Source organism: Pseudomonas sp. WP18, assembly GCF_036689585.1.
In the GTDB taxonomy this organism is placed as follows: domain Bacteria; phylum Pseudomonadota; class Gammaproteobacteria; order Pseudomonadales; family Pseudomonadaceae; genus Aquipseudomonas; species Aquipseudomonas chlororaphis_E.
The window spans coordinates 2,961,864-2,988,195 of the sequence record NZ_CP144758.1; the positions used below are offsets into that span (position 1 = coordinate 2,961,864).

Annotated in this window: 22 protein-coding genes; 13 read left to right on the top strand and 9 right to left on the bottom strand. The window is 63.9% G+C overall.

Annotation, left to right across the window (positions count from 1 at the left end):
* The first annotated feature begins 15 nt into the window (after positions 1 to 15).
* The 4 genes from V5F23_RS13170 to V5F23_RS13185 are packed head-to-tail and all read left to right on the top strand — an operon-like array spanning position 16 to position 3,901.
* Positions 16 to 777 (top strand): SDR family NAD(P)-dependent oxidoreductase, encoded by a 762-nt coding sequence (locus V5F23_RS13170; protein WP_042728098.1) that lies wholly within the window; start codon positions 16 to 18, stop codon positions 775 to 777.
* A 12-nt stretch (positions 778 to 789) separates the two neighbouring features.
* Positions 790 to 1,977: an acetyl-CoA C-acyltransferase gene (locus V5F23_RS13175; RefSeq protein ID WP_123579976.1), complete on the top strand. Its 1,188-nt coding sequence runs from the start codon at positions 790 to 792 to the stop codon at positions 1,975 to 1,977.
* Positions 1,978 to 1,986: 9 nt separating this feature from the next.
* The gene (locus tag V5F23_RS13180; RefSeq protein WP_047738207.1) at positions 1,987 to 3,114 is read left to right on the top strand and encodes an acyl-CoA dehydrogenase; all 1,128 of its coding nucleotides are present in this window, start codon (positions 1,987 to 1,989) and stop codon (positions 3,112 to 3,114) included.
* 13 nt (positions 3,115 to 3,127) lie between these two features.
* Entirely contained in the window at positions 3,128 to 3,901 is a 774-nt protein-coding gene (locus V5F23_RS13185) for an enoyl-CoA hydratase (protein WP_042728095.1), read from the top strand.
* A 392-nt stretch (positions 3,902 to 4,293) separates the two neighbouring features.
* Here the strand turns inward: V5F23_RS13185 and V5F23_RS13190 are convergent, their stop codons facing one another.
* The 8 genes from V5F23_RS13190 to V5F23_RS13225 form a co-directional block, all read right to left on the bottom strand.
* Entirely contained in the window at positions 4,294 to 5,445 is a 1,152-nt protein-coding gene (locus tag V5F23_RS13190) for an acyl-CoA dehydrogenase family protein (protein WP_338498694.1), read from the bottom strand.
* A 2-nt stretch (positions 5,446 to 5,447) separates the two neighbouring features.
* Positions 5,448 to 6,554, bottom strand: a complete 1,107-nt coding sequence (locus V5F23_RS13195) for an enoyl-CoA hydratase/isomerase family protein (RefSeq protein ID WP_042728093.1) — start codon at positions 6,552 to 6,554, stop codon at positions 5,448 to 5,450.
* A 134-nt stretch (positions 6,555 to 6,688) separates the two neighbouring features.
* Entirely contained in the window at positions 6,689 to 7,396 is a 708-nt protein-coding gene (locus V5F23_RS13200; RefSeq protein WP_042728092.1) for an HPP family protein, read from the bottom strand.
* A 173-nt stretch (positions 7,397 to 7,569) separates the two neighbouring features.
* A complete protein-coding gene (locus V5F23_RS13205; protein WP_338498697.1) occupies positions 7,570 to 8,949 on the bottom strand; it encodes a UDP-glucose/GDP-mannose dehydrogenase family protein in 1,380 nt (459 codons plus the stop codon).
* A 556-nt stretch (positions 8,950 to 9,505) separates the two neighbouring features.
* Positions 9,506 to 10,426 carry a LysR family transcriptional regulator gene (locus V5F23_RS13210; RefSeq protein ID WP_123578996.1) on the bottom strand — a complete coding sequence of 307 codons (921 nt, stop codon included), beginning with the start codon at positions 10,424 to 10,426 and terminating at the stop codon, positions 9,506 to 9,508.
* Positions 10,427 to 10,448: 22 nt separating this feature from the next.
* A complete protein-coding gene (locus tag V5F23_RS13215) occupies positions 10,449 to 11,009 on the bottom strand; it encodes a hypothetical protein (RefSeq protein WP_212803776.1) in 561 nt (186 codons plus the stop codon).
* Between the two features lie 38 nt (positions 11,010 to 11,047).
* Positions 11,048 to 11,851, bottom strand: a complete 804-nt coding sequence (locus tag V5F23_RS13220; RefSeq protein WP_047739309.1) for a putative hydro-lyase — start codon at positions 11,849 to 11,851, stop codon at positions 11,048 to 11,050.
* A gap of 86 nt (positions 11,852 to 11,937) precedes the next feature.
* The gene (locus V5F23_RS13225; protein WP_047739308.1) at positions 11,938 to 12,879 is read right to left on the bottom strand and encodes a LysR family transcriptional regulator; all 942 of its coding nucleotides are present in this window, start codon (positions 12,877 to 12,879) and stop codon (positions 11,938 to 11,940) included.
* A gap of 251 nt (positions 12,880 to 13,130) precedes the next feature.
* Between V5F23_RS13225 and V5F23_RS13230 the strand changes: the two genes are divergently transcribed.
* From V5F23_RS13230 to V5F23_RS13250, 5 genes are all read left to right on the top strand, one after another.
* Positions 13,131 to 14,372, top strand: coding sequence for an OprD family porin (locus tag V5F23_RS13230; RefSeq protein ID WP_047739307.1), 1,242 nt, complete (start codon positions 13,131 to 13,133; stop codon positions 14,370 to 14,372).
* 174 nt (positions 14,373 to 14,546) lie between these two features.
* On the top strand, positions 14,547 to 15,623 hold the full coding sequence (locus tag V5F23_RS13235) for a nucleoside hydrolase (RefSeq protein ID WP_338498700.1): 1,077 nt from the start codon (positions 14,547 to 14,549) through the stop codon (positions 15,621 to 15,623).
* Between the two features lie 342 nt (positions 15,624 to 15,965).
* Positions 15,966 to 17,408: a coniferyl aldehyde dehydrogenase gene (locus tag V5F23_RS13240; RefSeq protein WP_123578999.1), complete on the top strand. Its 1,443-nt coding sequence runs from the start codon at positions 15,966 to 15,968 to the stop codon at positions 17,406 to 17,408.
* An 18-nt stretch (positions 17,409 to 17,426) separates the two neighbouring features.
* On the top strand, positions 17,427 to 18,368 hold the full coding sequence (locus V5F23_RS13245; RefSeq protein WP_052497389.1) for an alpha/beta hydrolase: 942 nt from the start codon (positions 17,427 to 17,429) through the stop codon (positions 18,366 to 18,368).
* Between the two features lie 91 nt (positions 18,369 to 18,459).
* Positions 18,460 to 19,113, top strand: a complete 654-nt coding sequence (locus V5F23_RS13250; protein ID WP_080922114.1) for a TetR/AcrR family transcriptional regulator — start codon at positions 18,460 to 18,462, stop codon at positions 19,111 to 19,113.
* A 16-nt stretch (positions 19,114 to 19,129) separates the two neighbouring features.
* Here V5F23_RS13250 and V5F23_RS13255 read toward each other — a convergent pair whose 3' ends face one another.
* The gene (locus V5F23_RS13255; RefSeq protein ID WP_338474728.1) at positions 19,130 to 20,959 is read right to left on the bottom strand and encodes a sigma 54-interacting transcriptional regulator; all 1,830 of its coding nucleotides are present in this window, start codon (positions 20,957 to 20,959) and stop codon (positions 19,130 to 19,132) included.
* 276 nt (positions 20,960 to 21,235) lie between these two features.
* On the opposite strand from V5F23_RS13255, the gene V5F23_RS13260 reads away from it, so the two are divergent.
* From V5F23_RS13260 to V5F23_RS13275, 4 genes are all read left to right on the top strand, one after another.
* Positions 21,236 to 22,003 (top strand): coniferyl-alcohol dehydrogenase, encoded by a 768-nt coding sequence (locus tag V5F23_RS13260; protein WP_042730978.1) that lies wholly within the window; start codon positions 21,236 to 21,238, stop codon positions 22,001 to 22,003.
* 105 nt (positions 22,004 to 22,108) lie between these two features.
* Positions 22,109 to 23,755: a DUF1302 domain-containing protein gene (locus V5F23_RS13265; RefSeq protein ID WP_042730977.1), complete on the top strand. Its 1,647-nt coding sequence runs from the start codon at positions 22,109 to 22,111 to the stop codon at positions 23,753 to 23,755.
* An 18-nt stretch (positions 23,756 to 23,773) separates the two neighbouring features.
* Entirely contained in the window at positions 23,774 to 25,135 is a 1,362-nt protein-coding gene (locus V5F23_RS13270) for a DUF1329 domain-containing protein (RefSeq protein ID WP_042730976.1), read from the top strand.
* Between the two features lie 85 nt (positions 25,136 to 25,220).
* Positions 25,221 to 26,303 carry a YCF48-related protein gene (locus V5F23_RS13275; RefSeq protein WP_338498703.1) on the top strand — a complete coding sequence of 361 codons (1,083 nt, stop codon included), beginning with the start codon at positions 25,221 to 25,223 and terminating at the stop codon, positions 26,301 to 26,303.
* Positions 26,304 to 26,332: the final 29 nt, after the last annotated feature.

Consider the following 26,332-nt stretch of genomic DNA (forward strand, 5'->3'; position numbering starts at 1 on the left):
CCCAAGGAAACCATGATGCAGATCGACAGCAAGATTTTCCTCGTCAGCGGCGGTGCGTCCGGCCTCGGTGCGGCCACTGGCGAGATGCTGGTCAAGGCCGGCGCCCAGGTGATGCTGGTGGACCTCAACGCCGACGCCGTGGCGGCCCAGGCGCAGAAACTGGGTTGCCACAGCGTGGTGGCGGACATCAGCGACGAAGCGGCGGCGCAAGCCGCGGTCAAGGCCACGGTCGATGCCTTTGGTGGCCTCAATGGCCTGGTGAATTGCGCGGGCATCGTGCGCGGCGAGAAGATCCTGGGCAAGCACGGCCCCCACGGGTTGGCCAGCTTCAGCCAGGTGATCAACGTCAACCTGATCGGCAGCTTCAACCTGTTGCGACTGGCGGCCGCGGCCATCGCCGAAACCGAGGCAAACGCCGACGGTGAACGCGGGGTGATCATCAACACGGCGTCGGTGGCGGCGTTCGACGGCCAGATCGGCCAGGCGGCCTATGCGGCGTCCAAGGGCGCCATCGCCAGCCTGACCCTGCCGGCCGCCCGGGAGCTGGCGCGCTTCGGCATCCGGGTGATGACCATCGCCCCGGGCATTTTCGAAACCCCGATGATGGCCGGCATGACCCCTGAGGTGCGCGACTCGCTGGCCGCCGGCGTGCCATTCCCGCCACGCCTGGGCAAACCGGACGAGTACGCGGCGCTGGTGCGGCATATCATTGAAAACAGCATGCTCAACGGCGAGGTGATCCGTCTCGACGGTGCCTTGCGCATGGCCGCCAAATAAGGAGCACTTGTCATGTCCAACGATCCGATTGTCATCGTCAGCGCCGTCCGTACCCCCATGGGCGGTTTCCAGGGCGAACTCAAGAGCCTCAGCGCCCCGCAATTGGGCGCGGCGGCCATCAAGGCCGCGGTGGAGCGCGCCGGTATTGCGGCCGACAGCGTGGAAGAAGTGCTGTTCGGCTGCGTGCTGGCGGCCGGCCTCGGCCAGGCCCCGGCGCGCCAGGCCGCGCTGGGGGCCGGGCTCGACAAATCGACCCGTTGCACCACCCTGAACAAGATGTGCGGCTCGGGCATGGAAGCGACGATCCTGGCCCACGACATGCTCGTTGCCGGCAGCGCCGACGTGGTCGTGGCCGGCGGCATGGAAAGCATGTCCAACGCGCCTTACCTGCTCGACCGTGCCCGCAGCGGGTATCGGATGGGCCACGGCAAGGTGCTCGACCACATGTTCCTCGACGGCCTGGAAGACGCCTACGACAAGGGCCGCCTGATGGGCACCTTCGCCGAGGATTGCGCCGAAGCCAACGGTTTCAGCCGCGAAGCCCAGGACGCCTTCGCCATTGCCTCCACCACCCGGGCCCAGCAGGCGATCAAGGACGGCCGCTTCGATGCCGAGATCGTGCCGCTGCAGGTCATGGTCGGCAAGGAGCAGGTGACGGTGCGCCACGACGAGCAACCACCCAAGGCGCGAATCGACAAGATCGCCTCGCTCAAGCCGGCGTTCCGTGACGGCGGTACGGTGACGGCGGCCAATGCCAGTTCGATTTCCGACGGGGCCGCCGCCCTGGTGCTGATGCGCCAGAGCCAGGCGACCCAGCGTGGCTTGAAGCCCCTGGCGGTGATTCACGGCCATGCGGCGTTCGCCGACACCCCGAGCCTGTTCCCGACCGCTCCCGTTGGCGCGGTGAAGAAACTGCTGAAGAAGACCGGCTGGTCCGTGGCTGACATCGACCTGTTCGAGGTCAACGAAGCCTTCGCCGTGGTGGGCCTGGTGACCATGGGCAAGCTGGAAATCCCCCATGACAAGGTCAACGTCCATGGCGGTGCCTGTGCGTTGGGTCACCCCATTGGTGCGTCCGGGGCGCGAATCCTGGTTACTCTGCTGTCGGCCTTGCGCCAGAAGGGCCTCAAGCGCGGCGTCGCGGCAATTTGCATCGGCGGCGGCGAAGCCACGGCCATGGCTGTCGAATGCCTGTATTGAGGAACCACCATGCTCCCGACTGAAGAACAGACACACATCAGCAATGCCGCCCGGCAATTTGCCCAGGAGCGTTTGAAACCGTTCGCGGCCGAGTGGGACCGCGAGCACCGCTTTCCCAAGGAAGCCATCGGTGAAATGGCCGAGCTGGGCTTCTTCGGCATGCTCGTGCCGGAGCAGTGGGGCGGTTGCGACACCGGCTACCTGGCCTACGCCATGGCCTTGGAAGAAATCGCCGCCGGTGACGGGGCGTGCTCGACGATCATGAGCGTGCACAACTCGGTGGGCTGCGTGCCGATCCTGACCTTCGGCAACGACGAGCAGAAGGCCCGGTTCCTCACGCCGCTGGCCAGCGGCGCGATGCTGGGCGCGTTCGCCCTGACCGAACCCCAGGCCGGTTCGGACGCCAGCAGCCTGAAGACCCGAGCGCGACTGGACGGGGATCATTACGTACTCAATGGCTGCAAGCAGTTCATCACTTCCGGGCAGAACGCCGGGGTGGTGATCGTGTTTGCGGTGACGGATCCGGCGGCTGGCAAACGCGGCATCAGTGCGTTCATCGTGCCCACCGATTCGCCGGGCTACACCGTGGCGCGGGTCGAGGACAAGCTCGGCCAGCACGCCTCGGACACCTGCCAGATCCTCTTCGAGGACGTGAAGGTGCCGGTGGCCAATCGGCTGGGTGAGGAGGGCGAGGGCTACAGGATTGCCCTGGCGAACCTGGAAGGTGGCCGGGTCGGCATCGCGGCGCAATCGGTGGGCATGGCCCGCGCCGCGTTCGAGGCGGCCCGGGACTATGCCCGGGAGCGGGAAAGCTTCGGCAAGGCCCTCATCGAGCATCAGGCCGTGGCGTTCCGCCTGGCCGACATGGCGACCCAGATCGCCGTGGCCCGGCAGATGGTGCACTACGCCGCCGCGCTGCGGGACAACGGCCAGCCGGCGCTGGTGGAGGCCTCCATGGCGAAGCTGTTCGCCTCGGAAATGGCCGAAAAAGTCTGCTCGATGGCATTGCAAACCCTGGGCGGTTACGGTTACCTCAACGACTTCCCGCTGGAACGCATCTACCGCGACGTGCGCGTCTGCCAGATCTACGAAGGCACCAGCGACATCCAGCGCATGGTCATTTCGCGCAATCTTTGAACAGGAGTGCTGCATGAGCTACGAAACGATTCTATTGGAGATCAAGGACCGCGTCGGCCTGATCACCCTCAACCGTCCCCAGGCATTGAACGCCCTGAACGCCCAGATCGTCAGCGAATTGAACCAGGCACTGGACAGCCTGGAGGCCGATCCGAAGATTGGTTGCATCGTGCTGACCGGCTCGAAGAAGGCCTTTGCCGCCGGTGCTGACATCAAGGAAATGGCTGAGCTGACCTATCCGCAGATCTACCTGGATGATTTGTTCAGCGACAGCGATCGGGTGGCCAACCGGCGCAAGCCGATCATTGCGGCGGTGAACGGCTTTGCCTTGGGCGGTGGTTGCGAACTGGCGTTGATGTGCGACTTCATCCTGGCCGGTGACAACGCCAAGTTCGGCCAGCCGGAAATCAACCTCGGCGTGCTCCCGGGCATGGGCGGCACCCAGCGCCTGACCCGTGCGGTGGGCAAGGCCAAGGCCATGGAAATGTGCCTGACCGGGCGCTTTATCGACGCGGTGGAAGCCGAGCGTTGCGGCATCGTGGCGCGGATCGTACCGGCCGATGAGCTGCTGGATGATGCGCTGAAGACGGCGGCGTTGATTGCGTCCAAGTCGGTGCCGATCAGCATGATGGTCAAGGAAAGCGTCAACCGCGCCTTCGAAGTCAGTCTGTCCGAGGGTGTGCGCTTCGAGCGCCGGGTGTTCCACGCCGCATTCGCGACGCAGGATCAGAAGGAAGGCATGGCGGCATTCGTGGCGAAACGGGCGGCGGAGTTCCAGAACAAGTAACCTGACGCCGTCACTGGCGCCATCGCGAGCAAGCTCGCTCCCACAGGGGATTTGGGGTGTATGCAACCTTTGTGTACGCCACCGGACCCTGTGGGAGCGGGCTTGCCCGCGAAGACGCCGGCACACCCAGCATAGAAGTGACTGACCTAACGCTTTCGCGAGCAAGCCCGCTCCCACACTGGATCTCAGGTGTACGCAGCCTTTGTGTACGCCACTGGACCCTGTGGGAGCGGGCTTGCCCGCGAAGACACCGGTACACCCAGCATAGAAGTGACTGACCTAACGCTTTCGCGAGCAAGCCCGCTCCCACACTGGATCTCAGGTGTACGCAGCCTTTGTGTACGCCCTCGGACTCTGTGGGAGCGAGCTTGCTCGCGATGCTTTTTAAGCGATCACACCAGGTAGTGCTTCAGCTCCCGGGCAATCACCATCCGCTGTATCTCGCTCGACCCTTCATAGATCTGGGTGATTCGCGCATCGCGGTAGTAGCGCTCCACCGGGTAATCCTCCAGATAACCGTACCCGCCATGGATCTGGATGGCCGAGGAGCAGACTTTCTCGGCGATTTCGGAGGCGAACAGCTTGGCCTGGGAGGCTTCCGACAGGCAGGGTTTGCCAGCGCTGCGCAGGCGGGCGGCATGGAGGATGAGCAGGCGGGCGGCGTTCAGGCGGGTGTGCATGTCGGCCAGCAGGTTGGCGACGCTCTGGTGTTCGCCGATCGGCTTGTCGAATTGTACCCGGTCACGCGAGTAGGCCAGCGCCGCTTCGAATGCGGCGCGGGCGATGCCCAGGGCCTGCGCGGCAATGCCGATGCGGCCGCCTTCGAGGTTGGAGAGGGCGATGGCCAGGCCTTTGCCACGTGCGCCCAACAGGTTCGCCTCAGGGATCGCGCAGTTGCTCAAGGTCACCGCGCAGGTGTCCGAGGCACGGATGCCCATCTTGTGCTCGGTGCGGTCGACGATGAACCCCGGGGTATCGGTGGGCACCAGGAACGCCGAGATGCCTTTCTTGCCCAGGTCCGGGTCGGTCACGGCGAAGACGATCGCCAGTTTTGCCCGCTTGCCATTGCTGACGAATTGCTTGGCGCCGTTGATGATCCACTGGCCGTCGCGCAGTTCGGCGCGGGTGCGCAGGTTGTGGGCTTCGGAGCCGGCCTGGGGTTCGGTCAGGCAGAAGCAGCCAATGGCCTGGCCGCTGGCAAGGTCGGCCAGCCACGTCTGTTTCTGGGCCTCGGTGCCGAAGTTCAGGACCGGGCCGCAGCCCACCGAGTTATGGATGCCCATCAGTGCGCCGGTGGCGCCATCGCCGGCGGAGATCTCTTCCACCGCCAGGGCATAGGCCACGTAGTCGACATAAGTGCCGCCCCATTCTTCCGGCACCACCATGCCAAGCAGGCCCAGTTCGCCCATCTTCGCCACCAGGGCGTCGTCGATCCATCCGGCCTTTTCCCAGGCCTGGGCATGGGGGGCGATTTCGCCACGGGCGAAGTCCCGGGCCATGTCGCGGATCATCACTTGTTCTTCGGTCAGTTCGAGGTCGTGCATGTTCAGTTCCCGTGGTCGTCGAAGCCGTCGAAGAAACTGGCCACGTGCCCGGCGTCCAGCGCTTGCAACGTGGGTGGGTTCCAGCGCGGGTTCTTGTCTTTGTCGATCAGCAAGGCGCGCACGCCTTCAATCAGGTCGCCGCGTTCGAACCATTGACGGTCCAGGTGCAGCTCCAGGGCAAAACAGTTTTCCAGGCTCAGGTGCCGCCCGCGCCGGAGCATTTCCAGGGTCACGGCCATGGCCAGGGGGGAACGGGTTTCCAGCAGTTCGGCGGTCTTGAGCGCCCATTCGTGGCTGTTGGCGACCGTGACCTGACGCAATTGCTCGACCATGCTCGGCACATCGGGCAGGCCGAAGAAATGATCGATGACCGCACGCAAGTCAGCCAAGGGGGGCGCCGGGAGCTGCTGCACACCCAGCTTGGCCAGCAGGCTTTGCAGGTCTTTGAGCGGCGTGTCATGCCACTCCAGTCGATCGAGGCGTTCGTCGAGCTGGGCGAGTTTTCGGCTGTCCAGGTACCAGTCGGCCAACCCGCAATACAAGGCGTCGGCGGCGCGGATCTGGGTGCCACTGACCCCCAGGTAGATGCCCAGCTCACCCGGAATGCGCGGCAGGAAATAACTGCCGCCTACGTCTGGGAAGTAACCGATGCCGACCTCTGGCATGCCCAGGCGGCTGCGCTCGGTCACTACCCGCAGGTCGGCGCCTTGCACCAGGCCCATGCCGCCGCCCAGGACGAAACCGTCCATGAGGGCGAGGACCGGCTTGCGGTAATGGTGAATCGTCAGGTCGAGGGCGTATTCCTCGACGAAGAAGTCTTCATGCAGGGTGTCGCCCTGCTTGTGGCTGTCGTACAGCGAACGGATATCGCCGCCGGCGCAAAACGCCTTATCGCCGGCACCGCGCAGGACCACGGCGTGAATCTGCGGGTCGAGGGCCCAGCGATCGAGCTGTTGCTGCAAGCTGCGCACCATGCCCAGGGTGAGCGCATTGAGGCCGGCAGGGCGGTTCAGGGTCAAGTGGCCAATGTGGTTACGGACCTCCACCAGCACGTCGTAAACCTGGGCGGCGACCGTTCCGCTGGCCTGTGATGAAACCTGAGCTGTCATCGCTAACTCCCTGCTTTTATTGTCTTTTGCAATTTTTTAGGCGCGTATGCGAACGGGATCGTAACAGTGCAAATTTGCACAGCACAACCAGCATACGTGCAGGTCCTGTCTGCATATTTATAGCAGCCACAGGATCATCCGCGACCCGACAGCACCTCCGTGATGCTGCGACGCTTGGCATGACGCTCGCTGGCATGGACCAATTGCTCAAGATCTTCGGGGGTGACGTCGAAGAAGGCTTCCATTTCCGCCAGCGCCAATTTCAGGTCTTGGGCGGTGATGGCCTGCCGGTCGACGGGCGGGTGGTCGGCCGGAATGACCGCCACCGGCTCGCTGGCGCGCTTGGGGTAGCGCACGCGGGTCAGGTTGTTGTAGGCCAGCGCAAACGCCAGCAGGCCACTGCCGGCCAGCATCGTCACACCGACGGCCTGCCAGCCCAGGGCCGCGATGGACGGGTCCGCCAACACCAGCGTCGCCGCCACGGCGCCCGCCGGTGGGTGCAGGCAGCGCAACCAGCACATCAGCACCAGCGCCATGCCGGCCGCCAGGCAGGCGCTGCCCAGGGTGCGGCCCAGCACGTGGGCCACCAGCACCGCCACCACCGAGGCGCACAGGTAGCCGCCCACGATCGACCACGGCTGGGCCAGGGCACCGGACGACACGGCAAACAGCAGCACCGCCGAAGCCCCCAGCGGGCCGATGATGTGCTGTGCCACCTCCAAGCCGTACACCTGGCCACAGAGCCAGATACTGAACATCGTTCCCAAGGCCATGCCCAAGGCGGCGCGGCTCCATTCGGTGGGACGGGTATTGATAGCAGCGGGGAACCAGCGAGAGAGCATTAAGCACCGATCCAAAAAACGAGCAAAAAAAGGGGCTTACGGGGGAATCCCTGAAAGCCCTTTAAGTGTTCCAACAGTTGGGGGAGGAACGGCGTTCAGTGTGCCGTTCGTCACTCGCGCTTACAAATTCATATTAATGCTGGTTGAGTTCATTAATTTTGAGGTTAAGGGCTTCAAGCACGCTTGGACGCTTGAAACCAGGACTGCTCGGCGATGGGCAGGTCGCGCGATTGCCCGCGGCCCATGGGGAAGTAGGTGAAGCCTTTGTCTTGCATGCGCTCCGGGTCGTAGAGGTTGCGCCCGTCGAAAATCACCGGGGCCTTGAGCCGCTGCTGGATCAGGTTGAAGTCCGGCGCCTTGAAGGCCTGCCACTCGGTGCAAATGACCAGTGCATCGGCCCCCGGCAGCACCGACTCCGGCGTGCCCATCAACATGAGCTTCGTTTCGTTGGGGTAGAGCAGTTGGGTTTGCTGCATGGCCTCGGGGTCGAACGCACGGACACTGGCACCCGCCGCCCAGAGGGATTCGAGCAGGGTACGGCTCGGCGCGTCGCGCATGTCGTCGGTGTTGGGCTTGAAGGCCAGGCCCCACAGCGCAAAGGTCTTGCCGCGCAGGTCGCCCTTGTAGAAAGCATGGATGCGTTCGAACAGTTTGTGTTTCTGCCGGCGGTTGACCGATTCCACCGCTTGCAGCAGGTCGCTGGAACAATGGGCCTGCTCAGCGCTGTGGATCAGCGCGCGCATGTCCTTGGGGAAGCACGAGCCGCCATAGCCGCAGCCTGGGTAGATGAAGTGATAGCCGATGCGCGAGTCGGCCCCGATGCCCAGGCGCACCGATTCGATGTCGGCCCCCAGGTGCTCGGCCAGTTCCGCGATCTGGTTGATGAAGCTGATCTTGGTCGCCAGCATGCCGTTGGCGGCGTATTTGGTCAGCTCGGCGCTGCGCACGTCCATGAACAGTACCCGGTCGTGGTTGCGATTGAACGGAGCGTACAGGTCGCGCATGGTTGCGCGCACTTCATCGCGTTCGCAGCCGATCACGATGCGATCCGGGCGTCGGCAATCGGCGACTGCCGAGCCTTCCTTGAGGAATTCCGGGTTGGACACGATATCGAACTGCAACAAGCGTCCGGTCTTGAGCAGGCATTTGTCGATGTGAGCCCGCAGGAGATCACCGGTGCCCACTGGCACGGTGGACTTTTCCACCACGATGAGCGGCAACTCCCGGTAGCGGGCGACCGCCTCACCGACGGCCATGACCTGGCTCAGGTCGGCCGAGCCATCGTCTCGCGAAGGCGTGCCCACGGCGATGAACAGCACCTGGCCGTGCTGCACGGCCAGTGACTCATCACTGGTGAAATGCAAGCGCCCGGCCTCCAGCCCCTCCCGCACCAGCGCCGCCAACCCTGGCTCGAAGATGCTCACCTGGCCCTGGCGCAGTTGCTCGACCTTCTGCTCGTCAACGTCCATGCACACCACGTCATGGCCGACCTCGGCCAACACGGCGGCTTGCACCAAGCCTACGTAACCACTTCCCAATACACTGATTTTCATGGCGGACTCCCTGGACCATTGCGAGCGGGCAGACAGGCACATCCAGCGGGTCGCCGCCGTGCGCTCGATCCAGATTAAGTCGGGGATGTTGCAATTCACTGACAGGCCGCTTGATGAGGCCCAGAGGCTTCGCGGGCAAGCCCACAAGAGGATCTGTGGCGGACACACATCTAGAATCCACCCAATAACATTGTGGGGGCGGGCTTGCCCGCGAAAGCGGTGTGTCAGTCAACGGAAGTGTCGGATGTGCAGCCGTCTTCGCGGGCAAGCCCGCTCCCACAATGAATGGGCGTCGGACACGCCATCCGGACCCGCCGAAGAACCTGTGGGAGCGGGCTTGCCCGCGAAAGCGGTGTGTCAGTCAACGGAAGTGTCGGATGTGCAGCCGCCTTCGCGGGCGAGCCCGCTCCCACAATGAATGGGCGTCGGACATGCCATCCGGACCCGCCGAAGAACCTGTGGGAGCGGGCTTGCCCGCGAAAGCGGTGTGTCAGTCAACGGAAGTGTCGGACGTGCAGCCGCCTTCGCGGGCAAGCCCGCTCCCACAATGAATGGGTTAGTCGGCGGCCAGTTGGTATTCCGCGGGCAGTTCGGCGACGAATTCCGCCACCACGTCCCGGGTCAGGCTGATGACTTCTTCCACCCGCTCCATGCCCGCGCCGGTTCGCCAACTGGCAACGATGTCCATCACCGAAGGCAACGGCACGCCATCGACCCGTTTCAGCGTGCCCTGGGCCAGCTCACCCAGGACCAGCGCCGCCGGCATGGCGCCGATGCCGAAGCCGTCGCGAACCAGGCGGGTGATGGCCGACACCGAGTTCACGCAGTTGATGCGCGGCGAGACGATATTGGCCGAGTGCAGCAGGTTGAGGATGTCCTGGTGAGGCCGGGAATTGCGCGAAAAGGTCACGATGCGTTCCTGGGACAGGTCTTCCAGCGACGCGTAGTGACGGTCATAGGCCGAGCCGCTCCGCACCAGCCAGTGCATCGGATAACGGGCCAGCCGTGCATTGCGTACGCTGTCCAGGCGCAGGATGTCGGTCTGGAAAATGATGTCCTGGTAACCCTTTTCCAGTTGCGAGCACAGGTTGCTCGCGGTGTCGGCCGACAGCTCGATCTCCAGCGCCGGGTAGTAGTCCATCAGGCGTGTCACCAGAGGGCTGAGCCAGGTGTGGATGACCGTGTCCATGGCACCAATGCGAATTCGCCCGCGCACCTGGCGCGGGTCCTTGATCACGGCCTTCATGCTTTGCAGGGTGTCCATGATGCGTTCGGCATATTCCAGCACCCGCTGGCCCTCGGATGTCAGCGACACACCCTTGGCGTCACGCACGAACAGGCGCACACCCATCTCGTCCTCCAGGGCCGCGATGCGACTGGAGACGGAAGCCTGGGTGGTGAACAGTTTCTCCGCCGTCAGGCGAAAACTCTTCAGGCGTGCGACCCAGACGAAGGTTTCAAGAAACTTGATGTTCACGCGAGGCGGCTCCTTGGGTGGGTCACGGCCGTTGCGCCGCGCGTAGGTGTTCCCGGTTGGCCAGGTACTCGATCACGTCCCCAAGCTCGCCCAGGTTGGGGACGTCGCCCAGGGCGGCTTCGACGCTGCACCATGGGTAGTCCAGTCGCGAAACCCAGGCCATGATCGCCGGCAGGTTGTCCGGCGGCAGGGTTTTCATGTGTTCGAGGGTAATGGTCAATCGCTCGACCCGCTTGGACACCGGATCGAATTGCCAGTCATAGGTGCCACAGCCGACGCGCGCCTCGCCGCCGTCCTTGCCAGACATCGCCACCAGCCACGGGCATTGGAACTGGTCGAGGTTCGCTGCCGGTGGCGACCCCAGGCAAAAGGTGTAGACGTTTTCGAAGGTCTGGCCGAAACGACTGACCAGCACCTCGCCGATGGCCGTGCGGCCTTCGACGTGATCAGGAAACGAGATGGCGCCGGTGCGCACGATCATGTCGAGGATCGCCTGCGCCTCGAACGCTTGCTCCAGCAGGTGAGGGCGGTTGCCATCCTTGGCCTTGATGTACGCTTGAATCGATTGCTGGACGGTGTTCATCGTCTGTTCCTGTCAGGTGAGTGCGGCCTTCTAGACGCTTACAAGTCGCGGTTCCACAAATCGGTCACCAGCATGCAGCCAGGCGCATGGGTGATGCACAACGGTGGGCGCGACGCCTGGACCACCGACTGGGGTGTCACGCCACAGGCCCAGAACACCGGGATCTCGTCCGCTTCGACCGGCACGGCATCGCCATAGTCCGGTGCGTCGAGGGCGTGGATGCCGATCAGCGACGGGTCGCCGATGTGCACCGGGGCACCGTGGACATTGGGCATGCGCCCGGTGATCTGGATCGCCTGGATCGCCGCGGCAGCTTTCATCGGGCGCATGGTCACGACCATTTTGCCAGAGAGGCGGGCGGTGGGGCGGGTGTCGATGTTGGTGCGGAACATCGCGATGTTGCGCCCCAGGTCAATGTGCCTGAGGTAGATGCCGGCTTCGAGCAACGGTTGTTCGAACGAGAACGAGCAGCCCAGGGCGAAGGCGACAAGGTCATCCTGCCAAACGTGTTCGATGTCCAGCGGCTCTTCGCTCAGTTCGCCGTGGCGATAGACCCGGTAGCGGGGCACCTCATGGCGGATATCGATGGCGGCGCCGAGGTTGCGAAAGAACGGATCACCCGGCTCTGTCACGTCGAGCACCGGGCAGGCCTGTCGATTGAGGGTGCAGTAGCGCAGGAACTCGGTGGCCCAATCACCGGGCAGTATCACGATGTTGGCTTGTACCCGACCCTGGCCCAGGCCACTGGTATGGCCTTGGTATTGGCCGGCGGCAATGCTCTGGCGCAGGGCGAGCGGGTCGTACTGGCGCAGTTGTTCGAAGGACGGGGCGGGTTGACTCATCGCGGTATCTCCAAGGGATGGGTGGCCCATTTTTTAGAGGGGCCGGGCGATGACGTCCAACAAGGAATAGTGGTACCCACAGACAACTAAACGTTATGACCGGCCAGGCCCGGTGCCGCGACCATGCGTTGCGGGCCGACATCGATAGCGTACTGACTGACAACCTGGCGACTCATCTGGACGATATTCTCGATCAGTTCCAACCCCACCCCGGCGCGCCAGGACGCCACCACGTCAAGCTGGGGCAGAGCCGTGCCGGGTTCCAGGGTGATCAATTCACCGCTGGCCAGCGGCTTGGCCACCAGGGCCGCGGGCAAGGCACCGATGCCGAAGCCGTCGCGAATCAGCCGGGTCATGGCCGACACCGAGTTGACGCAACTGACCCGCGGCGCGCCAACGCCATGGGCATACAACAGGTTGAGCACATCCTGGTGCGGCCGCGACTGCTTGACGAACGTGATGATGCGTTCGCTGGCCATCTCCAATAGCGAGGCATAGGGCCGAGCGTAGATCGAGTGGCTGGCGGCCACCCAGTGCATGGGGTAGTGCGCGAGTTCGAGGTTGCGCACGCTTTCGTGGCGGACCAGGTCGGTCTGGAACACGATGTCCAGGTAACCCTTTTGCAGTTGCTCGCAGAGGTTGCGCGCGGCATCGGCGGTTATTTCGATTTCGACGGCGGGAAAGGCCTGCATCAGCATCGACATCAACGGACTGAGCCAGGTATGGATCACTGTGTCCATCACGCCGATGCGCACCAGGCCTTGCTGAGGGCTGCGGGTGTCCAGCGATTGCTTCAAAGCGCGCTGGACCTCCAGCATCTGCTCGGCGTAGTCGAGTACCTTCAAGCCTTCGGGCGTCAGCGACACCCCTCGCGAGTCACGCACGAACAGGCGCAGCCCCAGCTCTTCTTCCAATGAGGCGATCCGGCTGGAGATCGCCGCCTGGGTGCTGAACATTTTCTCGGCGGTGAGGCTGAAGCTTTGCAGCCGGGCGACCCAGACGAAGGTTTCGAGGAATTTGAGGTTCATGAAGGCTCTCTTGGTACTTGTCGTTCTTATGGTTGCAATTGTTACTCCAGAACCGCTTGATCAGGGCATCAAATTTTCTTATGTCCGATGCGGCTTTTTTCCCGTTTGACGCTCCCAGAGCGCGGCGCAAAGAATCCGCTCCACGACGCAGGCTACTGCGTCCGTTTCCCAGCACAGCGCCTTCACAATAAAAACATCGGACGCAAACGACGCCCCGAGCGGGTTCGTTCGTGCCCGCAAAAGGAGCACCCATGCGACAGTTCACCTCCCTCACGTGGATCTATAAGCCCGTCGGTACACTGCTGGGCTTGAGCCTGGCCGGAGCGCCAAGCGCCCACGCGGATTTCATCGCCGACAGCAAAGGCAGCCTGGAAGCGCGCAACTATTACTTCAACCGCGACTTCCGCCAGACAGGGGCGCGGGACAAGGCCGAAGAATGGGCGCAGGGCTTCTTGCTGCGCCTGGAGTCGGGCTACACCGCAGGTACCGTGGGGTTTGGCCTGGACGCCCTGGGCATGGCGGGTTTCAAACTGGACTCCGGCGGCGGCACGGCGGGCACCAATCTGTTGCCTGCGGATTTGTCCGGCGGTTCTCAAGACCGTTATGGCGAACTGGGCCTGACTGCCAAGGTGCGCGTGTCCAACAGCACCCTGAAGGTGGGGACCTTGCAGATCAAGGACCCGGTGGTGAGCTCCAACGACACGCGCCTGCTGCCAGCAACCTTCAAGGGGGGACTGGCCAGCGTGCAGGAAATCGACCGGTTGAAGCTGACGGGCGGGCAGTTTACGCAGATCAATGTCGTCGACTCCACCGATTACCAGGACATGAGTGCCAACCGCATCGGCGGCAACAGCGACAAATTCCAGTTTGCCGGGGCGGATTATCAATTCTTGCCGAACCTGACGGCGCAGTACCGCTATGGCAAATTGCAGGACATCTACCAGCAAAACTACCTGGGGTTCGTGCATACCCTGGACCTGGGGGCGGGCCAGTCGCTCAAGAGTGATGTGCGTTACTCGCGCAGTACCGAAGATGGCAACTTCCGCAACCTCGACAACCAGGCCTTTGGCGCGCTGTTCACCTATGGCTTCGCCGGGCATGCACTGGGCCTGGGCTACCAGCGCATGAGCGGCGACGACCCGTTCCCCTACATCAGTCGCAGTGACCCGTACCTGGTCAACTTCGTGCAGATCGGCGACTTCGCCAACATCGACGAGCGTTCGTGGCAGGCCCGCTATGACTACAACTTTGCGTCGCTGGGCGTACCGGGCCTGACCTTCATGACCCGCTACATTTCCGGCGACAACGTACAGCGCGCCGCACCCGGCGAAGGCAAGGAGTGGGAGCGCAACACCGACATTGCCTATGTCGTGCAAGACGGGACGTTGAAGGGGCTGGGGTTCAAATGGCGCAACGCATCGGTGCGCTCGAACTTCGGCAACGACCTGGATGAAAACCGCCTGATCGTCAGCTACACGATGACGCTCTGGTAAGTCGGGTCGCTCGTTGCGTGGTGAGGACGCCGGTGCCTCGCCACGTTGGCTGTCGCCCTAGGCAATCCACGCCATTAAGCGTTCGCTTTTTTCGGGAGGTGCTACTTTTAACTCGATGCCAGCATTTGCTGGCACATCAGGATGATCCCATCCATTGCCAGGAGGCCTGCCAACATGTCGGTACAACCCCTCACACACGTGCTCGTCGATACTGATGTCGACTTCGACGACTACCTGGCCATCGGCTATTTGCTCAAGCACCACGCGGTCAAGGTCGAAGGCATCACCGTCACCGGCGTGGGTGCCGTGCACCTGAGCCATGGCGTGGCGAACATCAGCCACTTCCTCACGCTGTTCGAAGACCCTGAAGTCGAGCGGATCCCCGTGGTCGCCGGCTTCCAGCGGCCCATGGTCTACAGCAACACCTTTCCATTCGAAACCCGCCAGGCGGCGGACCAGCATTACGACGCACGGTTTCCCCGGGCGAACCCCAACCCCACGAGAACGGATGCGGTGGCCTTTCTCAGGGAAACCCTGGAGAACGCCAAGCAACCCTTTACCGTGCTGATGATCGGCGGCGGCACGACCTGGGGGCATTTGTTTTTGCAGGCCAGGACAGACAGGACGCTGCTAGACCTGCTGACCAGCAAGGTCGAGCGCATCGTCATGATGGGTGGCAACCTGCTGCCGGAGTACGTCCAGCCCGGTGCCGGAGGGAACATCATCGATACCCTGGGCGACACGCCGTACTACACCAACAAAGTCGCCGAGTGGAACATTTTCGTTGACCCACTCGGCGCGCAATACGTCTTTGGCGGCGGGAACCGGGTGCAATTGGTTGCGCTGAACGCCTGCAACCAGATCCCCATCAGCCAGGATTTCGTCGCCCAGCTTTCGCGCATCCAAAACCCGGTCGCGCAGTTCCTCACCCAGGTCCTGCAAAGCTCGACCATCGCCCCCGGCATCGGCAAGTACCTGTACTTTTGGGATCCGCTGGCGGCCGTCGCGGTCACCGATCCGCGGTTCGTGCAGTTCAAGCGGTATGGGCTGAAGGTGGAGCAGGAACTGAACGAGGAGCAGGACACGAGCGGCAAGTTGATCCCCGACAGCGTCAGCCCGCCCGTCGACGTCGCCTTGGCGACAGCGCCCGGGTTCGTGCTTGCGTTGTACCTGCAGACGCTTGCGGGGCGGTCGTTGGAAGCCACGGCTGAGCAGCAGGACCAGGCGCCGGTGTTTCCCTCGCAGCAGTAGTGGGCTGCCATCCCGGCGAGGCCTCGTTGGCTTCGCTGGGTCATCATCTATGATTAATGTAATTAATCATTTATCAAGAGCTTGCGTATTGCGCCGCTGTCCGAAAACCCTTCTGATGGCTTCTTGGTCGCTGCGGCCACTGAACCGCGCGGCTATCCCTTCCAGCCATTAGCCTTGGTTTTATGGGGTTCAAGGTCTCTTGTCGTTTTTTTAAAGTTAGGAAACTTAATGGTTTCCTTTGTCTGGTTTTTTGTCATACTCGCCCGGCGAGGCAGCAGAGGTGGCTGTCTTGCCGGGCAATTAGTACTGACTCATAACAATTAACCAGCAGGAAGATACGCCATGAGCATCCTCGGTCACCACGATACGGCCGTCAGCGCCGAACAACTCGCTGCGGCGCTCGCCCGAATGAAACGTGCCCATCTGGATGAGGGGCCGCCCAGCCTGGCGCTGCGCCGTGATCGACTTGACCGGGCGATCGCCTTGTTGCTGGACAACCGCGAAGCCATCGTCGCGGCGGTGTCGGCGGACTTTGGCCACCGCAGTCGCGAACAGACGCTGCTGACCGATATCGCAGGCTCCGTGGCAAGCCTCAAGCATTGCCGGGAGCACCTGGCCGAGTGGGCGCAATCCGAACCCCATCCGGCGCCGTTCCCGGGTTGCGAGGCACGGGTCGAGTATCAGCCGCTGGGCGTGGTGGGGGTGATCAGCCCGTGGAATTTCCCTGTCGTGTTGGCGTTCGGCCCGCTGGCCAGCATCTTCGCCGCCGGTAACCGGGCCATGCTCAAGCCGTCCGAGCTGACGCCGCGCACCTCGGCGCTGTTGGCCGAGCTGATCGCCCGATACTTCGACGAACACGAGCTGACCACGGTGCTGGGTGGGGCCGAGGTCGGCGCATTGTTCAGTGCGCAGCCGTTCGATCACTTGATTTTTACCGGCGGCACGTCGGTGGCGCGGCACATCATGCGCGCCGCCTCGGACAATCTGGTGCCGGTGACCCTGGAGTTGGGCGGCAAGTCGCCGGTGTTGGTCTCGCGCAGTGCCGACCTGGCGACCGTGGTCCAGCGGGTGATGACGGTGAAAACCCTGAACGCCGGCCAGATCTGCCTGGCGCCAGACTACGTGCTGCTGCCGCAAGAGTGGCTGGAAGACTTCACCGTCGAGGCCATCCGCTTCGTCGCCCAGATGTACCCGACGCTGCGCGACAACCCGGACTACACCTCCATCATCAACCCGCGCAATTTCGGCCGCCTGCAAGGCTACCTGGTCGATGCCCATGCCAAGGGCGCGCGGCTGATCGAGATCAATCCGGAGCAGGAAGACCTGAACGATCGCGAGATCCGCAAGATCGCCCCGACCCTGGTGCTCAACCCCAACGAGCACATGCAGGTGATGCGCGAGGAGATTTTCGGCCCGCTGTTGCCGATCAAGACCTACCAGGATTTCGCCACGGCGATCGACTACGTCAACGGGCAACCCCGGCCCCTGGCGGCCTATTACTTTGGCGAGGACGCCAGCGAGCGCCAGCAGGTGCTGCAACGCACGACCTCCGGTGGCGTGGTGATCAACGACGTCATGAGCCATGTGCTGTTCGAGGCGTTGCCGTTCGGCGGCGTGGGGCACGCCGGCATGGGGGCTTATCACGGTGCCCATGGTTTCCGCACGTTCAGCCATGCCAAGGCAGTGGTGGTGCAAAGCCCGGTGGGTGAATCCAACCTGGCGATGCGCGCGCCGTATGGGCCGATGGTCCACGGCCTGCTGGATCAATTATTGACGGCCCACTGAGCCGCCGGGAGCCTGATCATGACGTTGCCTCAAACCCTCAAGGCCAAGCTGTTGCGCGCCTTTGCCAAGCGCATGAAAGGCAAGTTCGTCTACGACTCGGCGCAGTACCCGCTGCGTGCGGTCGAGGCGCGGTTCATCCCGACGTCCTGGGGACCGGCGCGGGCGTTGTTCTACTGGCCGGCGACTTCGGACGGGGCGCGCTTGCCGGTGTACCTGAACCTGCACGGCGGCGGTTTCGTCGCTGGCGTGCCGGAGCATGACGACAGCTATTGTCGGCGTCTGGCGCACAATCTGGATTGCCTGGTGGTCAACCTGGACTACGTCCTGGCGCCCGAGCATCCATTTCCCGCGGGCTTGCGACAGAGCTTCGCGGTGCTTGAATGGTTGGCCGGGCAATCGGCAAGCCTGGGCATCGACCCCCAACGCATGGCCGTCGGTGGGCACAGCGCCGGCGGCAACCTGGCCACCGGGGTGGCCAACCTGGCACGGGGGCATCAGCGGCTGCGGGTGGTGCACCAGGTGATTGACTATGCGGTCCTGGACCTGCTCCAGGACCCCGGCCTGAAGCGTTCGAGCCTCGACAAACCATTGCTCGGGGCCGGGCTGGTGCGCTTTTTCAATGGCTGTTACCTGAGCGATCCCGATCACGCTCGCGATCCGTTGGTGTCGCCGTTGCTGGCGAGCGTCGAGGCATTGCGGGGTATGCCCGCGACCACGCTGATTACGGCCGAACATGACATCCTGCGCGCCGAAGGCGAGGCCTATGCCGAGAAATTGCGCCAGGCCGGTGTGGCAGTCAACGCGCGGATGTTCGCAGGCTGCGATCACATGTTCACCCACCTCGGCCCGGAGGCTTCAGCGCAGGAGGCCTGGGGGGTTATCGAAACTGCGCTGGGCGAGGCGTTTCGCGCAGCGGCGATGGCGCGGGAGGGTAGCGCTGGCGAGGGGGCCGTTGTTTGAGGGAGGGGCGCGAGCACGCGCCCTCGCCACAGGTTAGGTGCCCGATTTAACCTGTGGCAGACTCACCCGCTGCCACTCACCAGGACCCACCATGCCCGCAACCCCCTCGCAACCCGTCAAGCCCGTTCGCGGTCGTCCGCCGGTCCGCAGCCGTGAAGAGCAGATGAGCCTGTTGCTGGACGCCGCGGCGCAGATACTCGGCAGCGGTCATTTTGCCAACGTCACCATGGACGCCATTGCCCGTGCTGCCGGCATTTCGAAGAAAACCCTGTACCAACTGGTGGCGAGCAAGGAGCAACTGCTCTCGAAGTTGGTTGCGCGGGACCTGTCGACCCTTGAACTGCTGCTGGAAAGTGGCATCGACAGCGCCGAGGATCTGCTCAGCGAGCTGCGCATGTACCTGACGTTATGGGCACGGTTGACGCTGTCGCCGCTGGCGCTGGGGCTTTACCTGATGGCCGCCCAGGGGCGCGAGCATGCGCCGGGGATTGCGCAAATCTGGTACCAGGAAGGGGCCGAGCGTTGCCTGGGCCTGTTGCGGGGTTGGCTGGGCAAGGCTGCGGGCAAGGGCTTGCTGGCGCAGCAGGATGTCGAGCCGGCCATCGAGTTGATCGACGCACTGCTGATTTCGCAGCCGCTCAAGCTGTTCACCCTGGGCGTGCAACAAAGCTGGTCCGACGAGCAGATCGACCAACGGGTCGACGTGGCGCTTGGCATGTTCGGGCGTTGCTTCATCCCGCAATAAAGGGCCCTCGCCACGTTTAGTCACTGGCTGGGCGCCGCGACAAGCGATAGGACAACTGTGCCCGAGTCAGGCCCAGGCGGCGGGCCGCTTCGGAGACGTTGCCTTTCACTTCGCTCAGGCAACGGTCGATCATCGCGTCCTCGACTTCCTGCAGCGACAGCCGGCTCAAATCCTTGCCGCCGAACAGTTGCTGGAGGGCTTCATCGTCGCTCCGGATCGGTGCGGCGGGAGCCTGAGGCGGCGCCGCTTGAGCGTTCGGCGCAGCCGCGAGTTGGCCGCGGGTGCCGATGGAGAACATCGGCAGAGCCAGGCGTTCGCCGCTGGTGAACAGGTGCGACAGGTCGATGGCGCCGCCGTCCGGGGCGCTGATCACGCCGCGCTCCACCAGGTTCTGCAATTCGCGGATGTTGCCCGGAAAATCGTAGGCCAGCAGGGTGTCTGCCGTGCGCGGGGTGAAGCCGCTGATCTGACGGCCATGGCGCTGGGTGAAGCGATGCAGGAAATGGGTCATCAGCAGCGGGATGTCCTCCTTGCGCTCGCGAAGCGGCGGCAGGTGGATGGGGAACACGTTCAGGCGAAAGAACAAGTCTTCGCGGAACTCGCCACGCTGTGCCGCGGCGCGCAGGTCGACATTGGTCGCGGCAACCACCCGCACATCGACCTTGAGGGTGCGACTGCCGCCCACCCGTTCGACTTCACCTTCCTGCAAGGCGCGCAGCAGTTTGCCCTGGGCCACCAAACTGAGGGTGGCGATCTCGTCCAGGAACAGCGTGCCGCCATTGGCGCGCTCGAAGCGGCCGGCGCGCGATTGGGTGGCGCCGGTGTAGGCGCCGCGCTCGACGCCGAACAGCTCCGACTCCATCAGGTTTTCTGGAATGGCCGCACAGTTGATGGCCACGAAGGGCTCGTCGTGGCGCGGACTGATGCGGTGCAGCATCCGCGCGAACATTTCCTTGCCGACGCCGGACTCACCGGTGAACAGCACCGTCGCCTGGGTCGGCGCCACCCGACGCAGCATGTGGCAGGCCGCGTTGAAGGCTGAGGAAATACCGACCATGTCGCTGTCCTGGGCCGGTGTCGGGTCCGCCAGCAGGCGAGCGGGCAGGGCACCTTTATCGCCCCGGCCCTGGGGCGCCGCGCTGCGTCCGCCGGTGCTGACGAAGGGTTCGGCGTTCAGGTCGGCCAGGTCCTCTTCGGCGTCGTCCCATTCTTCGGCGGGCTTGCCCACCAGCCGGCAGATGCTCGATCCGGTGGAACGGCATTCGACCTCCCGATAGAGAATCAGCCGTCCAACCATCGCCGATGTATAGCCGATGGCGTAGCCGGTCTGCATCCAACAGGCCGGTTCGGTGCCGATGCCGTATTGGGCGATGTGTTCGTCGTCTTCGCTGGAGTGATGCCAGAGGAACTCGCCGTAGTAGGTGCCCAGGTTCATGTCGAATTCGAAATGCACCGGCTCGACCTTCACCGCGCCCTCGATGGCATGGATGATCGGGCCAGCGGCGAACAGCGCCAGGATGTCTGCTTCGGGGAAGCGCTCCTTGATCAGCGCCGCGTCCCGGGCACCGCAATGGTAGCCGGTACGCAGCATGATGCCCCGGGCGCGGGCCAGGCCCATGCTTTCGATCAGTTCGCGGCGCAAGGCGCCCACGCCACTGTTGTGCATCAGCAGCATCCGCGCGCCGTTCAGCCAGATGCGTCCGTCGCCGGGGCTGAACATCAGGCATTCGGTCAGGTCCTGCAGCGTCGGCGCGGCGCCGGGCGGCAACTGTTCACTGGCGCCGCGCGCTGGTTGCTTTTGCGTGCCCCGGGACAGTTCGGCCAGGGAGATCAGCTTATCTGCCATCGCAATTCCCTAATTCGATTAATCATATTGCGCATAGTGCAGCACGAAATTGCTGAAATCATCACTTTTCTAACGCCCTCATTGCTGCTCACCTGAGCCTTGATCCTTCTGAACTGCCTGGATGCCGCGTACTTGAGCGGTCGGCGGTCGTTTGTCAGGGGATGGCATATCGCTTGCTACAACTAGTTACCGAGATTAACTAATTCGGCACAATAACAACATGGCTTGGCTGCCTCCGCCCGTACGGGCAGCACAAGCACGAATCGGGAACCTGCTATGAAGTTGACCAACAAGACGATCGTGGTGACCGGCGTTTCCTCGGGCATCGGCGCTGAAACGGCGCGAACCCTGCGTGCTCACGGAGCGAGCGTCATCGGCATGGATCGCAATGCGCCCAACCTGAGCTTGGACCAGTTCATCCAGGCCGATCTCAGCCACCCGGATGCCATCGACGCCGCCGTGCAGTCACTGCCGGCGTCCCTCGATGGGCTCTGCAACATCGCCGGGGTCCCGGGCACCGCCGACCCGCAGTTGGTCGCCCAGGTCAATTACCTCGGGGTGCGGCACCTGTGCGCCGCGCTGCTGCCGCGCATTCGGGCCGGCGGCAGCATCGTCAACGTCGCATCGATCCTGGGGGCGCAATGGCCGCAGCGGCTGGCGCTGCACAAGACCCTGGCCGCCATCGATGGCTTTGCCCAGGCCCAGGCCTGGCTGGACCAGCATCCGGTGCCGCAAGACAGTTGCTACCAGTATTTCAAAGAGGCGCTGATCGTCTGGAGCTATCAGCAGGCCCAGCCGTGGTTCTTGCAAACCTCGGTGCGCATGAACTGCGTGGCGCCGGGCCCGGTGTTCACGCCCATCCTCGGCGACTTCGTCAGCATGCTCGGCCAAGCGCGGGTAGAGGCTGACGCCCATCGCATGAAGCGGCCGGCCTACGCCGATGAGGTGGCGGCTGCCATCGCGTTTCTCTGTGCCGATGAGTCTCGCTGGATCAACGGCATCAACCTGCCGGTCGATGGTGGCCTGGCGTCCACTTACATCTGAGGGAGAACGCTACCCCGCGCATTTTCGTGCAACCCGCTGCCGCTCGTGTCCCGGGCGACCCGCGTACAGAACAGGCTTCCCACAACAAGAACAATGAGGAACACCATGCACAATTCTCGATGCTATCCGGGCTTTACACGCAACGCTCTGGCCCTGTCGGTGTGTCTGGCCGGTTGGGCCACTCAGTCCCAGGCTGCGCAAATCGACCTCGGTGACAGTGACTGGCGCCTGCGCTGGGACAACACCATCAAGTACAGCCAGGCCTGGCGCTTGCAAGGTGCCGACGACCACCTGACCAATGCGTCGACGGCAGGCGGCCTGTACCCCTCGATCCAGGGCCAGGGCGACAGGAATTTCAGCCGGGGCCTGGTTTCCAACCGCCTGGACCTGTTCAGTGAAATGGACCTGAGCCGGCAGAACTACGGCCTGCGCATCAGCGGCGCGGCCTGGTACGACGATGTCTACAACAAGGACACCGACGACAGCGCCAATCCGCATTTCCTCGACGACACCCGTGAGCTGCACGGGCGTGACGCCGAACTGCTGGACGCCTTCGTGTTTCTGCGCGGCGACGTGGGAGACACCAGCCAGGGCACGGTGCGCCTGGGCCGGCACAGCCTGATCTACGGCGAGAGCCTGTTCTACGGCAGCAACGGTATCGCCGCGGCCCAAGGGCCCACCGACGTGGTCAAGTTGCTCAGCGTGCCGGGGACGCAGTTCAAGGAAATCCTGCGCCCGGTCAATCAAGTGTCCGGGCAATTGCAGATCAACCCACAATTGTCCGTCGGCGCCTACTACCAGTTCGAGTGGGAACGCTCCAACGTCCCGGGTGCGGGCAGTTACCTGAGCGACAACGATGGCATCGGCAAGGGCGCGGGTGACTGGACCGAGGTGTTCGGCAACACCACCGTGCACGCTTCGGACATCGAGGCCAGGAACTCGGGGCAGGGCGGCATGCAACTGCGCTTCAAGCCTGAAGGCACCGAGCTGGAACTGGGCTTCTACGCCGCCAAGTACCACGACAAGACGCCGAGTGCGCTGTATGCCTACCTCGACGGCGCCGCGGCGGCGGCCACCGGATTGCCGATCCTCAATGCCTATCGCCAGGTCTACGCCGAAGACATCAAGACCGTCGGCGCCAGTTTCTCCACGGCCTATGGCCCGTTCAACTTCGCCGGTGAAACGTCGGTGCGCTGGGACGCGCCGCTGGTCAGCAACCTGCAGGTGGTGACCCCGGGCACCGCGGCGGACAACAGCGGTGACGCGCTCTACGCCAAGGGCAAGACCGCCCACGTCAACCTGTCGACGATCTACCTGCTGTCGCCCGGCACGTTCTGGGACGGCGGCTCGGTGCTCGCCGAACTGGCCTGGAACCGCACCCTCAGCGTGACGGACAACCGCGCTGCCCTGGACCCCAACACCACCCGCGACGCCACCGCGCTGCGAGTGCTGGCCGAGCCGGCGTACTTCCAGGTGGCCGACGGCCTCGATTTGAGCGTGCCGGTGGGGTTTGGCGTCGGGCTGGACGGGCGTTCGTCGGCCGTCAGCAAAGGCGGTTTCGGCAACTCCCATGCCGGTGACTGGAGTGTCGGCGTCAAGGCCACGTACCTGCAGCGCTGGGACTTTGGCATCAACTACGTGAACTTCTTCGGCAAGGCCGCGGCGGGTCTGCGCGAAGACGGCAACTTCAGCTATGCGCAATCGCTGGCGGACCGCGACTTCGTTTCCATGTACGTGAAAACCACATTCTAATAAGAGGTTTCATCCGCTATGCAAAGCAAAATTTCCTTGCGTATTTCGGCCCTGGCCATTGCCTTGCTCAGTGCCGGCCTGGTGCAGGCGGCGGTGTCCCCCGAGCAGGCCGCGCGGCTCAACAGTGACCTCACGCCCATGGGCGCCGAGCGTGCAGGCAACAAGGACGGCAGCATTCCGGCGTGGACCGGGGGCTACACCACCGTGCCGGCAGGCTACAAGAACGGCGACAAGCGTGCCGACCCCTTCGCCGCCGACAAGCCACTGTTCTCGGTCACCGCCGCCAACATGGCGCAGTACGCCGACCAGTTGGCCGATGGCACGAAAGCCTTGCTGCAGAAGTATCCGGGCTACCGGCTCGATGTCTATCCGACCCACCGCAGTGCCGCCGCGCCGCAGTGGGTGTACGACAACACGCTGAAGAACGCGACCCGTGCCAGCCTTGAAGTGGAGACCGAAAAAGTCAGCGGCGCCTATGGCGGGATTCCTTTCCCATTGCCGCAGAACGGCGCCGAGGTGCTGTGGAACTACCGCCTGTCCTGGCAGGGCGCCGACACGTTCTACTCGCCGTTCGACACCTGGCTGATGACCGCGGGCGGGAAGAAGATCCAGGCCACCCGGGCGCGGTTCTGGTACCAGAATCCCTACTATTTCAAGGAAGGCAGCCTGGAGACCTTCGGGAGCAAGTTCCTGATCGGCAAACTGGCGACGGAACTGCCGTCCTCCAAGGCCGGCGAAGGCCTGATGACCCATTGGGACATGGACCCGGGCAAGCGTGCCGCCTGGCAGTACCTGGTTGGCCAGCGTCGGGTACGGCGGGCGCCGAACATCGCTTACGACACCCCGGACTTCGTCACCTCGGGCGTCGGTTTCTTCGATGAGGCGTTCATGGTCTTCGGCCCTACCGACCGACACGACCTGAAGCTGGTGGGCAAGAAAGAGCTGCTGGTGCCCTACAACAACAACCGTGCGGCGGCGGCGAAAAGCGACGACCTGGTCAAGCCGAACTTCCTCAACCCGGACCTGGTGCGCTGGGAGAAACACCGGGTCTGGGTGGTGAGTGCCACGCTCAAGGACGGCAAGCGCCACGTGGTGCCCAAGCGCACCTACTACGTGGATGAGGATTCCTGGCAGGTGCTGCTGGTCGACGGTTACGACGCCCAGGGCAAATTGGGCCGCCACAACTACTCGCTGACCTTGCTGGCACCGGAAATGCCGGCGCTGACGGCCCAGATGTCGTGGGGCAGCTACAACCTGGAAACCGGGGCCTACTTCCTCAACTCGTCGGCCAACGACCTGAACGTGCAGTACCAGAGCTATCCGCGTCCACCAGCGGCGTTCTTCACCCCGGACGCCATGGCCAACGACAGCAGCCGCTGAGCCTTGGGGCAGGGCGCCGAGGCTGCGGCTTCGGCGCTCGCGGGCGGGCAGTTGGATCACTCTTCTTGGGCGGTTGGAGCGGACAATGATCGGTAAATTTTCACTCACGCGCACGCTGCCGGCGGCCCTGCTGCTGGCGGTCATGCTGATGCCGGGCTGGGCGATGGCGACCCCACGGGTTGCGTTGCTCGACCAGGCGGCGCTGCAAAGTGCCAAGGCAGCCCATTCGGTGTTGCTGGCGGTGACTCGGGCCGGTGAACGGTTGGTGGCGGTCGGCGAGCGCGGCATCGTGTTGCTGTCGGATGACTCCGGCGTGAGCTGGCGCCAGGCAAAGGTGCCGGTCAGCGTCAGTCTTACGGCGGTGCAGTTCGTGGATGCGCAGGAAGGTTGGGCCGTGGGCCACATGGGTGTGATCCTGCACAGCACCGACGGCGGCGAATCCTGGACCAAGCAACTGGACGGCGTTACCGCCGCCCAGTTGGCCCTGGGCCAGGCTCGCGAAGGGGATGATCCCAAGGCGTTGAAGGATGCCGAGCGGCTGGTGGCCGACGGGCCGGACAAGCCTTTTCTCGACCTGTACTTCAGTGACCGGCGCACCGGCTACGCGGTCGGTGCCTATGGCCTGATCCTGCACACCCGTGACGGCGGCAGTCACTGGCAGCCGTGGATGCGGCAGCTGGAAAACCCCGAGGACCTCAACCTGTACGGCATTCGTGCGGCGGGGAGTGCGCTGTTCATCGTCGGCGAGCGCGGGTTGCTGCTGCGTTCACAGGACAACGGGCACAGCTTTCAGGCACTGGAATCACCCTATGAGGGCAGCTTCTTCGGCCTGCAAGGCAGTTCGACGGGAGAGGTGGTGGCCTTCGGTTTGCGTGGCAACGCCTATTGGTCGGGGGACCAGGGCGGCCGCTGGCAACCGATCGACACCGACCTGGAAGTGGCCCTGTCCGCCGCCACCCGATTGGCGGATGGCACTTGGGTCCTGGCCAGCCAGGCCGGCGACGTGCTGCTCAGTCTTGACCCGGGACGTCACTTTCGACGTTCACCGGCCCCGGCCGCGACCTCCATCGCTGGCGTGGTGGCGGCACCGGACGGCAGCCTGGTATGCGTCGGCCTGAACGGTCCGACCCGCCTCGACCATGTCCTTTTTTCTTCGGCGCAACGTTGAGCAACTCGCCAGCGCGCACTGTACCCGCG